Annotated in this window: 12 protein-coding genes; 5 read left to right on the top strand and 7 right to left on the bottom strand. The window is 72.9% G+C overall.

From position 1 onward, the window contains the following. Positions 1-3: 3 nt before the first annotated feature. The 7 genes from E0L36_RS24865 to E0L36_RS24835 all read right to left on the bottom strand — a co-directional run bounded on the left by E0L36_RS24865 (position 4) and on the right by E0L36_RS24835 (position 6,624). A complete protein-coding gene (locus E0L36_RS24865) occupies positions 4-1,527 on the bottom strand; it encodes an EsaB/YukD family protein (RefSeq protein WP_180931486.1) in 1,524 nt (507 codons plus the stop codon). Then, positions 1,524-1,820 carry a hypothetical protein gene (locus tag E0L36_RS28060; RefSeq protein ID WP_258016548.1) on the bottom strand — a complete coding sequence of 99 codons (297 nt, stop codon included), beginning with the start codon at positions 1,818-1,820 and terminating at the stop codon, positions 1,524-1,526. The genes E0L36_RS24865 and E0L36_RS28060 overlap by 4 nt, the downstream gene beginning before the upstream one ends. A 286-nt stretch (positions 1,821-2,106) precedes the next feature. Then, complete coding sequence (locus E0L36_RS24855) at positions 2,107-2,748, bottom strand: hypothetical protein (RefSeq protein ID WP_180931485.1); 642 nt, start codon at positions 2,746-2,748, stop codon at positions 2,107-2,109. Between the two features lie 10 nt (positions 2,749-2,758). Continuing rightward, positions 2,759-5,230 carry a hypothetical protein gene (locus E0L36_RS28370; RefSeq protein WP_180931484.1) on the bottom strand — a complete coding sequence of 824 codons (2,472 nt, stop codon included), beginning with the start codon at positions 5,228-5,230 and terminating at the stop codon, positions 2,759-2,761. Between the two features lie 5 nt (positions 5,231-5,235). Further along, a complete protein-coding gene (locus E0L36_RS24845) occupies positions 5,236-5,646 on the bottom strand; it encodes a DUF6507 family protein (protein ID WP_180931483.1) in 411 nt (136 codons plus the stop codon). A gap of 77 nt (positions 5,647-5,723) precedes the next feature. After that, entirely contained in the window at positions 5,724-6,032 is a 309-nt protein-coding gene (locus tag E0L36_RS24840) for a pore-forming ESAT-6 family protein (protein ID WP_180931482.1), read from the bottom strand. A gap of 259 nt (positions 6,033-6,291) precedes the next feature. Then, entirely contained in the window at positions 6,292-6,624 is a 333-nt protein-coding gene (locus E0L36_RS24835; protein ID WP_180931481.1) for a hypothetical protein, read from the bottom strand. 590 nt (positions 6,625-7,214) lie between these two features. On the opposite strand from E0L36_RS24835, the gene E0L36_RS24830 reads away from it, so the two are divergent. The 5 genes from E0L36_RS24830 to E0L36_RS24810 all read left to right on the top strand — a co-directional run bounded on the left by E0L36_RS24830 (position 7,215) and on the right by E0L36_RS24810 (position 14,580). Further along, positions 7,215-8,285 carry a TetR/AcrR family transcriptional regulator gene (locus E0L36_RS24830; RefSeq protein WP_180931480.1) on the top strand — a complete coding sequence of 357 codons (1,071 nt, stop codon included), beginning with the start codon at positions 7,215-7,217 and terminating at the stop codon, positions 8,283-8,285. Between the two features lie 254 nt (positions 8,286-8,539). Then, positions 8,540-9,433, top strand: coding sequence for a 3-keto-5-aminohexanoate cleavage protein (locus E0L36_RS24825; RefSeq protein WP_180931479.1), 894 nt, complete (start codon positions 8,540-8,542; stop codon positions 9,431-9,433). A gap of 278 nt (positions 9,434-9,711) precedes the next feature. Further along, positions 9,712-10,800, top strand: a complete 1,089-nt coding sequence (locus tag E0L36_RS24820) for a 3-hydroxyacyl-CoA dehydrogenase NAD-binding domain-containing protein (protein WP_180931708.1) — start codon at positions 9,712-9,714, stop codon at positions 10,798-10,800. Continuing rightward, positions 10,797-11,261, top strand: a complete 465-nt coding sequence (locus E0L36_RS24815; RefSeq protein WP_180931478.1) for a thioesterase family protein — start codon at positions 10,797-10,799, stop codon at positions 11,259-11,261. Before E0L36_RS24820 ends, E0L36_RS24815 begins: the two co-directional genes overlap by 4 nt. 409 nt (positions 11,262-11,670) lie before the next feature. Continuing rightward, positions 11,671-14,580 (top strand): hypothetical protein, encoded by a 2,910-nt coding sequence (locus tag E0L36_RS24810; RefSeq protein WP_180931477.1) that lies wholly within the window; start codon positions 11,671-11,673, stop codon positions 14,578-14,580. Positions 14,581-15,248 lie beyond the last annotated feature (668 nt).

Below are 15,248 nucleotides of genomic sequence, written 5' to 3'. Positions count from 1 at the left end.
CGCTCAGAAGGTGTCCAGCAGCCGCCCGTACGCGCCGAACGCGCCCACCGCCAGCGGCAGCAGCGCCACCACTCCCAGCGACTCCACACCGTTCAGCGCCCGCCCCAGCCGCACCCGTACGTGCTCCGGCGGACGCGCCGCGAGCACCCCCAGCGGCAGCAGCGCCAGGGCGCACGCCGCGAGGACCGGCCAGACCACCTCGGCGGCGCCGTCCCGCGCACGCTCCATCCACAGCGCCACGAGCCGCAGCATCAGCACCGTCCCCGCCGCCTGGAGCGCCACCACCTCGGCCACCAGCGGGTAGGCCCGCGCCCTGGAGAACAGCACCAGCGTCAGGACGGCCACCAACAGCACTGTCCACACCGTCGGTTCACCCACCGCCACCCAGCCAGCGACCCCGGCCGAGACGGCCGTCGCCAGCGTCGCGAGGACCAGACCCCGGTGCGTCGCCGCGAGCGCGGTCCGCACCGCGTGCCGGCTGACCGAGGCCCCCGCCGAACGGCGGTCGTCCAGCGAGGTCAGGCCCGCGCCCGCGAGCGCCCAGCGGGGCAGCACCCCGAGCAACACCGCCGACACCACGGCGACGACCACCGCGGCCCGCGCCTCCCGCCCCTCACCCACCAACACCCCACTCAGCAGCCACAACCCCGCCATCCCCACCACGGCGGCCGCCCCCACCAACCCGCCCCTGCCGACGGGCGAGAACCGGCCGAGCAGCGCCAGCGTGGCGCCCACCACCAGCGACAGCAGGGTCAACCGGCCTTCCCACGCCCACTGTTCGGTGTCCGCCACCATCCAGCCGCCCAGGCCCCCCAGCGCGCCGCCCACCACCAGCAGCACTGCGGCGAGCGCCCGCTGCCCCACGACCGCCGCTTCCCCGTCCTCCAGCGAACGCCCAACACCCCTGTCCGCCACGTCCGTTGCTCCCTGTCCAGCCGCTGCCGTGCCTCCCACCACACCAACGCCACCGTCCCGCCCGTCGGTTGTGGCGGAGTCTCCTGCCGTCCGCGTCGCGCGGCCCAGCAGCGCACCGCACAGCACCGCGAGCAAGGCGGCCCCGCACAGCCCCCGGCCCGCCGTCTCCGCGCCCCAGCCCGCCCTCGCGAACCCCCCGGCCACCAGCGCCAGAACGACCGCCGCCACCCCCGCGACCCAGCGTCGGGACCACGGACGCCAGCGCCAGTGGCGCAGATCAACGTCCTCCGACGCCTCGTCCGTCACGTCGTGGACGACCGGCGCGGGCGGCGCCTCCCCCTCGCGGAACAGCCGCAGCACCGCACCGTCCGGGATCTCCGCCGCCCCCAAGGTCGCGTCCTGCGGCAGGACGTCGCCCCGAGCCGTCACCAGGCGGCGCACCACGGGCCCGCGTCCCTCCGGGTCACCCAGCAGGCGCACCACCTCGGGAAGCAGCAGACCCACCGGCTCGTCCGCGGGCAGCACCACGTCCGCGCGCCGCCGCTCACCGACCAGCGTCACCCGGCACAGGCCCCCGGCCCGCACCGTCCGCACGCCCCCGCTCTCGCTCATCTGCCGCTCACAACGGTTCCGTTGACGGACGGCGTCACCGAGGCGCCCGACCCGGCCCCGTGGACCCGTGGCGTGGAGTACCCGCCCCGTTCCCCCATCCGCTCCGAGACGAACGACCAGCCGACGCAGCCCGCACACACCACGGCCGCCAGCGCCGTACCCCCCAGAAACCTGCCCAGCCCCTCGTCCAGCGAGCGACGCGTCCGCGCGCGGCCGAACAGCACACCGTCCCGTAATCGCCGCCGCCGCACGGCGACCGACTCCAGTAACTGACTGTCGTACTCCCGCGCCATCAGCTGTCCCCCTTCAGCTCGCGCTCCAACAGCACACATCAGGGTCGGAGTTGGTTCAACCCCACCGTCAGCACGCCTCTCCGTCATTCATGCCCGAACCCGCCCTTACGGTTCCCACCCCACACCCCCACCCCACCCATCCCAGCCACCCCGGGTACGGGCCCGGCCGATCCGTCATCCACGGCCGACCACCCGTACCCGTCTCCCACCGCCCCGGGCACGCGACCGGGTCCGGAGCATCGAGCGCGCGTCTCAGGCCGACTGGGCATGCGTGCCGCGGGCAACGTCACATCAGATCCAAGAGGTTCGGACCGCTGCCATCCGGCTCCAGGTCTGGCGCGGCCACGCCGTAGCCCTCAGCCACCCCGAACCGAGTCGGCTCACCCGGCGTGGCCCGCCCGCCCAGTTCGGCTTCGACTGCCCGAACGGCATCGGCCAGACGTGGCGCGTTCCGTTGCCACAGGTCCGGGTGCGGCACGCCAGAGAAGTCGTGTGACTGCCAGATGTCATGGTGAACACTCAGTTCCACGCCCAACCCCGTGGGGTCCGGGGACAGTTCCAGATCCAGGAGGCGGGGCTCGCGCCTCTCCGCCCCTCCGCCGTCAATCCACACACCGGAACCGATGATCCTTACATCCCCCACCTCCGCCAGGGGGAACCCAACGGGCCGACTCCCCACGACGCGTGACACGAACGACGGGTCCCCCAACGGAAGCGCCAGTCCCAGCGTGGTGCGGATAGCGAGGCCCCCCGTCCCCGGCTCGAACCAGTCGCACTCCACCTCTCTCGCCTCCAGGAGTCGGTGATCGGCAAGCACCCCGACAACGCGGGACGCCGCGGCCAGCGCCGAGCCGACGGTCGCTCCACTCTCCTCCAACTCCCAAACCCACGCCGCGCACTCTCGCGGCGACCGCATCAGAATTGACATGGCTCTCCCTTCAGGGGTAGACGACACCATCTCCCGGCACGGTTATGGACCCATCCGTGAAACGGAGATGAAAGACCGCGCCAGACTTGATGGAAGCCCCCACTACCTTCCTCAGAGCATCTTCCGTGAGGGCCGCACGCGGCTGATGCACATCCAGAAAACCAATCTTCGCACCCGAACTCGGCGGCGAAAGCTGCTTGGCCGCCTTACGCACCGCAGAACCTATTCCTTCGATGGTCTGCACGTCCTTCAGCTGGTACCCGTGACTCACTTCTCCGTCCGGCCCCTTCACCGCCACATCGAGGTCGAGGCCCGTGGCTTCGACTTTTTTCTCAAACTCCAGCCGATCGGAGGGAATTCCCCTCCGATGGAGTTCAGTGGCCTGCTCCAGCGCCATGGTCGCAGCCGGACCCATTCTCTTATCCTTGATCATCTTCAGGATTTCATCGTAGCCTCCGGCCTTGGAAAGGTGCCCCCGTCCGATCAGTTCCGCCGCCCGGGAACCGGTGGGGTTTCTCTGAAGCCGATCCAGAATCTTCTGCTGATCCGCGGCACTCAACCTCGTTCGGGAGAGTTGATCGACGACTCGTGCTTCCTGGTCCGGCCGCATGGAACCCACTTCGCCCGGTACCACCTCGGGTCCCTCGCGAGGCGGCACGCTCGGAACGTCCGGGCGCCCCCCGCCCGGACCCGAGGGAGGTCCGGCCTCACGCCCCGGCCCGGCGGGAGGTCCACCGTCTCCGGACGGCGGACCCGGTGTTCCGCTGTCCGGCCCGGTTTCGGGCCCGTTGCCGCCCGGCCCGGACTCCGGTCCGGGCCCACGGCCGCCGGGGCCGGCGTCCGGCCCACCGCCGCCGGAGGGGCCGCCGCTACCGGGACCGCTTCCGCCACTGCCGCTCGGGCCGCCGCCGGTGCCGGGTTCTGTGCGGGGACCCGGGGTGGTGGGCAACTCCCGGGCGGGGCCTGTCCGTTCGGGGGTCGGGCGCGGGGTGCCGCCCGACGGGGGTGTCCCCTCGTCTCCGTTCCTGACGGAGGCCGCGGGGCCTCGCTCACCCCCCACGCTCGCGGGCTCGCGGCCGCCTACCAGCGCCGGTTCGCGATCGGTCCGCACCGACGGCGGTCCGGTCTCCGCCGCACGTACCGGCGGCTCGGACTCCGTTGTCCGTACCGGCAGTTCGGGCTCCCGCGAGCGTGGTGGGATCTCCGAGGCGGCGGGCTCCCGGGGCGCCCGCTCCAGCGGTACCGGGTTGCCCTCGCCGTCCAGCCGCACCAACGCCCCGTCCTGGCGCAGCGCGTAGCCGCCCTGCGGGTCCACCGCGACCACGCCCTCGGGCAGGGCACCAGCCCGGCCCGGACGCGCGCCGCGCACCAGATCCACCAGCGCCGACACTTTCGGCAGTTTGCTGACCCCCGCCATCACCGGCGTCATCGGGTCCATGTAGACCCCGGCCTTGCCCAGGCCCCTGGCCACCCTGGAGGCGGCGCCCGCGCTTCCGGTCCTGCCCGCGTGCGTCACACCGCCAGCCTTGAGCAGGGGAGTGGCGGCGAGCGTGAGGACGTTGAACGTGAGAATGCCACCGGCCTTGGCCGGGTTGTCACTCCACTCGTCCCACCCGACGAACGCCTTGCCGAACTCACGGACGGCTTCCTTGCTCTGCTTCTCGTACGGCGAGTCCTCGATCTGCTGGCCGGGGTGGGCCGCCTGCTTCAGCGCGTCGCTGAACGGCTCCATGACGTAGAAGGCGGTCCCGGCGGCGACGTCCCGCAGTCCGCTCCAGGTCTCACCGTCGAGGGTGGCGAGGTTCCACAGGCCCTCGACCGCGGCGCCTCCGCCGCCCACGATGACCCCGTCCCACACGAACTCCTTGGTGCCGGTGGCCACGTCGACGTACCAGGGCTCGTCCTTCTCCTCCGGGGTCCCCCACGGGGTGGCCTCGGCCGCCTCCAGCATCTCGCGGTCGAACCCGTACATGCCGGGCTTGCCGGTGCCGTCGTCGGGGACGATGGGGGGCTTGCCGACCAGTCCGCGGATGGTGGAGGCACAGTCGCGCTCGGCCGCCTGGAAGCCCAGGACGGCCTGGGTCACGTCCTGTTGGAGATCCTTGTCCCGCTGGACCTTGTCGCCGTCCTTGCGCCAGTCGTCGTCTCCAGAGACCGAGTCGACGAACTCGTCGGCCTCGGTGCGTAATCGCTTCAACGCCGCGACGTGTAATCGCGCCTGGGCCGCGAAGACCTCCAGCGCGGAGGCCACTTTGACCAGTCTGCCCGCGAACTCGGCGGCCTTGCCCGCGACCGGCTGGGTGGTACCCAGCAACTGCTGGGCCTCGGGCGCGACGTAGTCACGCGCCAACTCGCCGAAGGCACGGTGCACGTCGACTCCCGCACCTTTGAACTTGTCCGCGTTCCTGCGCAGGGCGGCGGCGTCCCTCTCCAGTTGGTCGAGGTTCCCGGCGTACACCGGGATCGTGGACGGGATGATCACTTTGGTCAGCCCCCCTCGGCCGCGCGCCGGAGGATGGCCTCCACGTCCGGCGCGGCCAGGGCTTCCCGCTGCGCCTCGGCGGCCATCGACAGGTCACCCCGCTGGTAGGCCATCGTCGCCATCCCGGCGCCGTTGATGGACTTCCCGGACCGGGCGACGAGATAGACGATCTCCCGCCGCTGTGCCTCCATGAACTCGCCCAGCGCCGCGGCCACGAGTCCCTGCCCCTGATCGGCCTGCGGTGGCGGGCCGCCGTCCACCGTGCAGAGCCCCTGGGTGAGTCCGCCGGCGTGCCCCGCCGCGTTCTCCACGGTGGTGCCGAGCGTCTTCGCCAGTCCTTCGAACTTCCGGGCCTCAGCTCCGGTTTCCTCCAGTGTCGCCGCCACTCCGGACGGCGTGATGTCCCAGCCAGTCATCGCGCGTAAGCCCTTCCGCTCCCCCGTTGGCCTGTCGCCTCCGCGCGGTCGGGGAGTTGGGCTCCCCGACCGGCGGGTCACATGATGTTGTCGACGGCGTTCTTCGCGCGGGCCAGCGTCTGCTGGGCCGTGCCGTCGTTCTTCTCCAGCACGCCCTTCAGCAGCCGGATGATCGAACGCACCTCTCCGGCGGCGGAGTTCCAGCGCTGTTCGACGCCCTGGTACTGGTCGGACACCCCGTCCGCCTGGAAGTCCGCCATCGCCGTCTTCACCGCCGTGTCGCGCTGCCCGATCACGAACTCCAGCCGCGCGATGACCGCGTTGATGTTCACCTGCGCGTCGCCCGACGCTCCGGTGTCGAAGCTCCGTCGATCCGCCGTACCCATGTCCGATCCCCCCGTGTCGTGTTGAACGTCGTCGGGCGCACACCGCGCCGGGCGTGAGCCCGCGGTGCGCCCGCGTCATGAGGCAGCGGGACGTGGCCCGCCCCTGGTGTGTCCCCGTCGGGTCCGTCGGGTCCTTGGTGCCGTATCCGTCGTCCACGTCGTCGGCGTATCCGGCCGGACTTCCGGGACGTGTGCCGTCAGGCGTCCCAACAGCCCTGTGCGAAAGGCGTGTTGGCGGACGCGATCGGCGCTGTCCGGCTCAGCGTCCGGAGAACCGGGCTCCGTCGAAGTTCGCCGCGCCCAGCGCCTGCCGGGCGTTCTCGCCCTTCTCCTCGTCACCCGAGCCGAACGCCAGGTCCATACCCGACTGGCCGCCCAGGATCGAGGAGAGCGCACCGTTCAACGACCGTGCGATGTCGTCCGAGTTCCGCTTGAACTCGTCGAACGCCACCTTTCCCGCTCCGTTGAACTTGCCCTCCAGCGGCGCGGCCGCCTGCACCAGCAGCGAGATCAACGTCCCCAGATCGTCCGAGGCGGCACCGGTGTCCTTGCCCAGGGTGCCCAACGTCGAACTTCCCATGTCGAACTTCACAGCTCCCCCTTTCCGGGCCGTGCGGCCCGGCAGCTGGCCATCCGTTGCGCCCCCGGTCAGCCGCCCCCACCGGACCGCCCCGAACCACCGTGCCGTGCGGGGAGGTTCAGCTTCTCGCGACGTCTCGCGCGAAGGCGGTCGGGGACCCGACGTCCGAACCGGCGTGCCGGTCCGGAGCGGACCCCGGTAGATCACAGATGACACACGAGGCCGTGAATGTCTCGTTACGCGCAGAGACGTACCCGGCCGTCACCCGGTTCCCCACACCGCCCCGACCCTGACGGGACCGTGACAACGCAACGACGACGCGACGCGTTCGGCACGCGGGTCGGGACACGGACCGCGCCCCGCGAACGCACCGCCCGGGCGCGGGGCGAGGGAGGCACGCGCGCCAGTCCGCCGACGTCCACGGCTGACGACCCCCGGTGCGGGTGGGTACGGAGCGCGGTGTCGCGCTCACTGACTGATGAGGAAGTCAGTGTTGTGAAACTCTGGCCACACTTGCTCCCACCTGCACATATGAAGGTCAAGCGAGCGGGCTGACGATGCGGTGTTGCGGTTTTCTCAACGCTTGTCCTACGGTGGTGGGCATGCAGCAGCAGACAGCTGTCCGGGTGCCGGACGACTCGGGACATGTGGCCGAGCGGGTCCGCGAGGTCATCGAGTGGACCGGGTGCAGCCAGCGGGAGTTCGCGCGGCGGATCGTGATGGACCCCTCGAAGCTCTCCCGTTCGCTCGGCGGGAGCCGCCGGTTCACCGCCGCCGAACTCGTCCGGATCGCGGACGCGGGGGCGGTCGACGCCGGGTGGCTGCTCGGCTCCCGTGCCGGGGCGTCCCCCGCACCGGGCGCGGGCGAGCCGTCCTCGGCGGTGGGGCGGTCGGTCGGGGCCGGGGCCAGCGCGCCCGGCACGACCACCTCGGAGGCGGCCACCGGAACCGCCGGGCGGCCGGTGGCGGGTTCCGAGGGTGGGCGGCCATCGGGCCCGGAGGGCGGGCGGCCCCTCCAGATCGTGCGCGAGACCGTCCGGCTGATCGCCGAACGGGGTTTCCACGCCGTGCGGGTGGCCGACATCGCCACCGCCTGCTCGACGAGCACGGCGGCGATCCACTACCACTTCCCGGGCCGCGCGGAGCTGTTGGAGGCGTCAGTGCGCTGGTGTATGGACGAGGACACCGCGCTGCGCGCCGCCCACACCGAGCGGGCGGAGAGCGCGGCCGAGGAACTGCGCCAGCTCATCGCCCTCCAGACGCCGCGCACCGCGCAGCAGCGGCGGCAGTGGCTGGTCTGGCTCGACCTGTGGGCCGAGGCGGCTCGTTCGACCGCCGTGGGCAGGCTGCACGTCGAGTACTACCGCCAGTGGCGGACGACGGTCGCGGACGTGCTGCGGCGCGGCATCGCGCAGGGCGTCTTCCGCGAGGTCGATCCGGAGGCCAGCGCCCTGCGGCTGACCGCCCTGATCGACGGTCTGGCCTCCCAGGTGCTGGCCACCGGCGAGGACGGCGGGACCAGCGCGGAGGACATGTACGACGCGCTACTCGCCCACGTCGACACGGAGTTGGCCGTACGTGACGCCGACGGACCGGCAGCGGAAACGGCGTCCGCGCCCGGCCCCGCCCGGAACAGCGGCGTGACGGGCGCCCCTGCCGGAACAGCCACCTGACGGCCGGGCCACCCCGGCTCGTCCCACCCGTCCCGCCCCCCATCACCCCCACCCCCGTCCCCCACGCCGCTTCCCGCCCACCGCCCCCGGCGTCCGGGGCCCTCCCGCCTGCCCGCGCACTCCCCGCCCCCACCCGCTCGGCGGGGGCGGGCGGTCACGTGCGTCCCCGGTGTGCCGGCGCCCGTAGGGAGCGGCCCACCAACGTCACGACACCCTCAACGTCACGACACCGTCAACGAGTTCGGAGGAGAACCGTGTCCCCCAACGAGAACGTCGTCATCACCTGTGCGCTCACCGGCGCCGGAGACACCGTGGGCCGCAGCCCGCACGTGCCGGTCACGCCGGAGCAGATCGCCACCTCCGCCGTGGAGGCGGCCGAGGCGGGCGCCGCCGTCGTCCACATCCACGTGCGGGACCCGGAGACCGGTGCGCCCTCCCGGGACCCGAAGCTGTACGCCGAGACCGTGGCCCGGATCAGGGACACCGGAACCGACGTGGTCATCAACCTCACCGCCGGGATGGGCGGCGACCTGGTGATCGACCCCCAGCGTCCGCTGGAGCACCTGCCCGGCACCGACCTGGTCTCCGGCCTGGAGCGGCTGCCGCACGTCGAGGAACTGCTGCCGGACATCTGCACGCTGGACTGCGGTTCGCTGAACTTCGGTGACGGCTCGAACCTCTACGTCTCCACACCGGACATGTTGCGCGAGGGCGCCAAGCGGGTCCAGGAACTCGGTGTGCGGCCGGAGTTGGAGATCTTCGACACCGGACAGCTGTGGTTCGCCAAGCAGTTGCTGGCGGAGGGCCTGCTCGACAACCCGACGCTGTTCCAGCTCTGCATGGGCATCCCGTGGGGCGCCCCGGCCGACCCGGGCGTGCTCCAGGCGATGGTCAACATGCTGCCGGAGGGCGCTCAGTGGGCCAGCTTCGCGCTGGGCCGCACCCAGATGCCGTGGGTGGCGCAGTCGATCCTGCTCGGTGGCAACGTGCGCGTCGGTCTGGAGGACAACCTGTACCTCAGCCGGGGCGTCAAGGCGACCAACGCCCAGCTGGTGGAGCGCGCGGTGCTCCTCACCGAGACGCTCGGCGCGAAGGTCGCGACGCCGGACGAGGCTCGCGAGCGGTTCGGCCTCCGCCCCCGGAGCTGAGCCGCACCGGCCGTCAACTCCGTCGCACGGCCGTCGGGTTGGGTCCCTCCAGCCCGACGCGGGGCCCGGCCCGCCCGCCCGCCGCGCGGGCCCATGGCACTCCCCCGCTCGTCCCACGCCCCGTCCACGTCCGGTCCGGGGTGCTCCGCGCGCGGAGCGCCCACGGCGGCGCGTCCCGTCCCACTCCCCTCTCCTTCTTCTCCCCACCGTTTCCGGAGGAACGAACCGAGATGACCAACTCCCCCACGACACCCACCGGTTCGTCCGAACCGTCGTCGATGGAACCGGCCTCCGCGGTCACCCCGCCCCCGTCCGCCGACCCGTCCCCGAACTCCACGGTGGCACCGCCCTGTTCGCCCGAGGAGGTGCGGCGGGTCGCATGTGTGGGGGCCGGGGTCATCGGTGGTGGCTGGGTCGCCCACTACCTGGCGCGCGGCTACGACGTCACCGCCTGGGACCCGGCGCCGGACGCCGAGGACAGGCTGCGGCGGCTGGTGGAGTCGGCCTGGCCCGCGCTGGAACAGCTCGGGCTGGCGGAGGGTGCCTCCACCGACCGGCTGTCCGTCACCGCCACGCTCCAGGAGGCCGTCGCCGAGGCGCAGTTCGTGCAGGAGAGCGCGCCGGAGAAGCTGGACCTCAAGCGCTCGCTGCTGGCCGAGCTGGACGCGGCGACCCCCGCCGGTGTCGTCATCGCCTCGTCCACCTCGGGCTATCCGATGACCGACATGCAGACCGAGGCGGCCACCCCCGAACGGCTCCTGGTGGGGCACCCGTTCAACCCTCCCTACCTCATCCCGCTGGTCGAGGTGGTGGGCGGCGAGCTGACCGACCCGGCGGCCGTCACCTGGGCGTCCCGGTTCTACGAGGTGGCCGGGAAGTCCGTCATCACGATGGACCGCGAGCTGCCGGGCTTCATCGCCAACCGTCTTCAGGAGGCGCTGTGGCGGGAGGCGCTGCACATGGTCGCCAACGGTGAGGCGACCGTGCGGGAGATCGACGACTCGATCACCGAAGGCCCCGGGCTGCGCTGGGCGTTCATGGGTCCCTGCCTGACGTTCGCGCTGGCCGGGGGCGAGGGGGGCATGGGCCACATGCTCGACCACTTCGGACCCTCGCTGAAGTCGCCCTGGACCCGCCTGGAGGCACCGGAGTTGGACGAGGCGCTTCGTACTGCCATGGTCGAGGGCTGCGACGAGGCGGCCGGAGAACGTACGATCGCGGATCTCGTCGCCGAGCGCGACCAGGGCGTCATCGACGTGCTGCGCGCCACCGGACGACTGCCGCAACAGCGGGCGCGACAGTCGGATCGAGCCCAGCGGCCGAAGCAGCCAGAGCAGCAGCGAGAGAACGAGCGAGGTGCCCCGTGAGCGACCGGCTCCCCGACTTCCAGCAGACCGTCCGGCCGGAATGGATCGACTACAACGGCCACATGAGCGAGGCGTTCTACGTTCTCGTCTTCGGGCACGCCACCGACATGATGATGGCGGAGACCGGACTGGGCTCCGGCTACCGCGAGCGCACCGGATGCTCCCTCTATACCGTCGAAGCGCATGTCCGGTACCTCCGCGAGGTGGAGGAGGGAGCCGAACTGACCGTGCGTACACGGGTGTTGGGCGTCGACTCGAAGAAACTCCGGTTCACGCACGAGATGTACGTGGGTGAGGTGGACGGCGACCCGGTCGCCACCACGGAGTTGCTCGGCGTCCACGTGGACCAGGGCGCGGGCGGCTCCGCCCCCTTCCCGGACGAGGTGCGCGATCGGTTCCGCGAACTGGTCGAGAAGGAGCCCCCGGCCTGGGCGGGGCGTTCCATCCGCGCCGTGGCCTGAGCGGTCACCCCGCGCACCGCCTCCCTCCGGCATCCGCGCCCGCCCGGCCCTTCCCGCACTCCCGGACGCCCGCGCCAAGCGCCATCAGCGGTACGGCACATGGGCTCCGGCCGGTCCACGGAGGGGAGTTGGGCGATGCGGAGAGCCGGTGGGAGACGGCGGCGCGGGTCAGGGTGGAGGGGCGCCGGGGAGGTTGGGAACGACCCGTGAACGGCCGGATCCCTGCGCTAGGGTGGCCCAGCTGAGTAGGGGGTGTCGGTTCCGGGTCAACACACCCGATTCAGTCCGGCGTTGGTGAGAACGAACCGTCGGGCCTCTCGCGCGCGAGCGCCCACGCCTCCGGCGCCACACCTTCCCACCGTGCGAACGCGAACGGAGCTCCCGGACCTCCGTTTCTTGGAGTGAGCCGATGTCGGCCACCTGTCCGAGTTGCGGCGCCACAGCCGCCACACCGTCGGACCGCCACTGCCCGGACTGCGGGGCCGATCTGAACCCGTCCGGTAGCGGAACCCCAGACGGGTTCAGATCGGCTCCCGCCCCGGAACCGGCGTCCGGCGAGGGCGAGTCCACCGACCGGAGCGAGGCGTCCACGGGCGACACGGAGACACCCGCGGCCGGTCTGGAGAGCGGCGCGACGACCCGGATCCGTGGCTCCGCCGCTGGCGTCACCTCCGAACCCCTCGTCTCCGACGCCGGTTCGCCCTCCGCGTCCGACAGCGGCACCCCCTCCGAACCCGGCTCCGGCTCCGCCACGGACTCCGGCTCGCCGTCCAACTCCGGTACCTCCGGTGGGTCGTCCTCCGGCGCGGCGCCCGAGGACGAGACGGTGCGCGGGCCGTCCACCCCGGAGCCCCAACCATCCACGGCGACAACCCGGTTGCCGCACCAGCAGACGGCGGAGCCCGCGGCCTCCACACCGGACGCGCGACCGGCGGAGCCCACCACGGCCGCGCCCGACGCGCAATCGGCACCGGCCTCGCGGTCGGCCGCCCCGTCGCCGCGGACGGGACAGTCGGGGGGAGAGGGGCAGGCGGGGCAGCCCGCCGCCGCGTCCCCGGCCGGGGACGCCGCAACGCCCGCCCCCGGAACGGCCGATGCCGAAGCCGCCGCCTCCGGGGCGGTCCCGGGAACCGCCGGGGCGGTCCCCGGTCAGCAGCCGCCGCACGCCGGGCAGCCTCCGGCCGGGCAGACGCCCCCCGTACCGCAGCAGGCCCAGTACTCGCAGTACCCCCAGTCCCCACAGTCCCCCCAATCCCCGAGCTACCCGCAGGGGGCGGCGCCCGGCGCCGCCCCGCAGCCCGGCCAGCCCCACCCCGGCACCGGTGCGTACCCGGCGGCCGGTGCGCCCGCCGGGTACCCGACGGGCGGCTACCCCGCGGCGGGTTACCCGGCCGTGGGCGGACCGGCCGCCCAGCCACACCCCGGGGGCCTCCCCCAACCTCCGGCGCCACCCTCGGCGTTGGGCCAGTTCCTGGTCCGCACGTTCACCGGCGACTGGGGCGGCTCCGCCAAGGCGGCGGTCCCGGCGGTGCTGATCCTGCTGGCGGCCGCCGCCGGGCTGGCGATCCCCTCGGACGAGGCGTTCGACGAAGCCGACATCGGCTACGGCACCCGGCTCCGGTACGCGCTGGCGCTGCTGCTCCAAGGAGTCGGCGGATCCGTCGAGTTGACGGGCCGCGCCGAGTGGGCCGACGCGTTCTTCAGCATCGGCGCGCCGTCGGAGAGCGACAGCACGATGACGCTGGGGCTGCTCCCCCTGAGCAGCACCGTGCTGTTCGTCCTCACACTGTGGATCGGCTCCCGGCTGATCCGGCGTGGGCTGGAGACCCAGCGGGCGCACAACACCGCCGGTGTCGAGCACGCCGTGCGCGTCTCCCTGCTGTCAGCAGCTGGTGTGCTGCTGCTGTCGCTGCTGGCACGGCCGGAGGTACAGGACGTCGAGCTGTCCAACGCGCCGCCGATGGCGATGCTGGGCGCCCTGCTCCTCGCCGCCGTGACGACCCTGGTGGTACTGACCCGCCCGCAGGTCGAGTGGTGGCTGTCCACCCGCGACGCGCTCCGGCTCCTGGTCGCGACGGTTCGGACGACGCTGCTGGCCCTGGTGATCGTCCTGGCCATCGCGTCCGTCGTCACCTACGTCGCGCTGCTCGTGTACTGGCGGGACGACCTGGACGTCTGGCTCGTGACGCTGCCGCTCGTGATCCTGCCGAACCTCGGCATCCACGGGCTGAGTATCGCGTGGGGCGCCGCGGTGCGGGGCGAGAGCGACGGCTCCTCGACCGCCGCTGGTACCAGGACCTACTCGGAGTCCGCGTCGTTCGGGCTCTCCGAACTGGGCGACGCCGTGGGCGAACACGGCGATCTGGCCATCGCGGGAGCGGTGGCGGGCGGTCTGCTCTGTGCCCTGGTGCTCGGGGTGCTGGCCGCCCGGCGGCTGCCGGGGCGCGGCCTCCCGCTGCTGGCCGGGGGCCTGTTCCTGGGCGCGGTGCTGCTGGGTGGGGCGGTCGGCGACGGCCGTGCCGAACTCCAGGTCACGGAGGGCTCGTCCAGCCAGACTCCGGACTCCGACACCCCCACGCCGGACGAGGGGGCGAGTTCGGACGGCGGTCTGACCTCCGGCGGCAGCGACGGCGGATTCAGCTCCGGAGGATCGGACGGTGGCTCCGACGGCGGATTCAGCTCCAGCGGTTCGGACGGTGGCTCCGACGGCGGCTTCAGCTCCAGCGGTTCGGACGGTGGCTCCGACGGCGGCTTCAGCTCCAGCGGCGGATCCGACGGCGGTTCGGACGGCGGATTCAGCTCCAGCGGCGGCAGCGGCGACGGCGGCCTGGCGGAGGGGCCGGAGGGCGGCCCGAGTGGCGATCGGGACACCCTGACGCTCAGCGTCGAGGGCTCGGTGGACACCGCCGAGCTGCTGCTGTTCGGCCTGCTGTGGACGATGGGCGCGACGCTGCTGGTGCCGTTCGTCGCCAGTCTGATGCGCGGCGAGCGCCCGGGTGGGGCGAACCAGGTCCCGGGCGGCTACGCCCCGTACGGCGCCGACCCCTCCGCGATGGCTGGATACGGCGCGTACGGCCCCGGTGGCCAGGCCGGTTACGGAGGGCACGGCTACGGGGAGGGCGCGGCTCCCGGTCAGACGGGCTGGGCGCCCGCCCAACAGGCGGGCCAGACCGGCGCGTTGCCAGCGGTCGACCCCGGGGCGCAGCCCGGCGGTCCGTGGGCGCCCGGCACCCCCGGGGCCCCCGGGGCTGGCGGAAGTCCCTGGCTTGACGGCAAGGGAGACCCCGGCGGGCCGGAGAAGCCGGACGCGAAGGGCTAGGTGAGGACGCGCGGTCCGCGATCCGCCGGAGGCGGGTACGGTCCGCGACACCGCGCCGTGGGGGCGGGGTCTCTTCGGAGGCCCCGCCCCACGGTCGTTGACCGGCCGGGACCGGGGGGTTGGTTGACCCGCTCGCGGCCGGTGGTCCGACGTGACGGAGGGCGGGCCGGGGCGAACGGACGTTTGACTGTCCGGGTGACGGCTCGCAGAATGGCGCCATGCTGCCGTACACCTCCACCCCGCTGGGCCGCTGTGGCGTGCCCTGGCGTGGCGGGTGCGAGCGGTCCGGTCGATAGCGGCGTTCCAGGTTCCGACCCGCCCCTGTCCCCCACCGGAGCACGTCGGCGCGCCTCCGGCGCGCGGCACCGGCACGGTTCCCGCCGCCATCCGGCGTCCCGTCGTGGTGCTCCGGTCGATGACCCGAGGATCGTCATGCCAGCACACTCGACCACCGCCCCCGCCGCCCCCCTCTCCCCGGCCGCCGCCGACAGCGTCCCGGCCCCCACCCCACCCACCGACTCCACCGACTCCGCAGAGTCCGCCGAGTTCCCCGAGTTCGCCGAGAGCACAGCGCCCGCCGGGACCACGGTGACCACCAGGTCCCCCGTCCCCGACTCGCCCGTCACGCCCGGTACTTCCGCCACCGGCCACCCAACGGCCCCCGCCGG

This window comes from Streptomyces sp. AJS327 (genome assembly GCF_013450295.1).
GTDB lineage: Bacteria > Actinomycetota > Actinomycetes > Streptomycetales > Streptomycetaceae > Streptomyces.
This window is presented reverse-complemented; position numbering and strand designations above follow the sequence as displayed.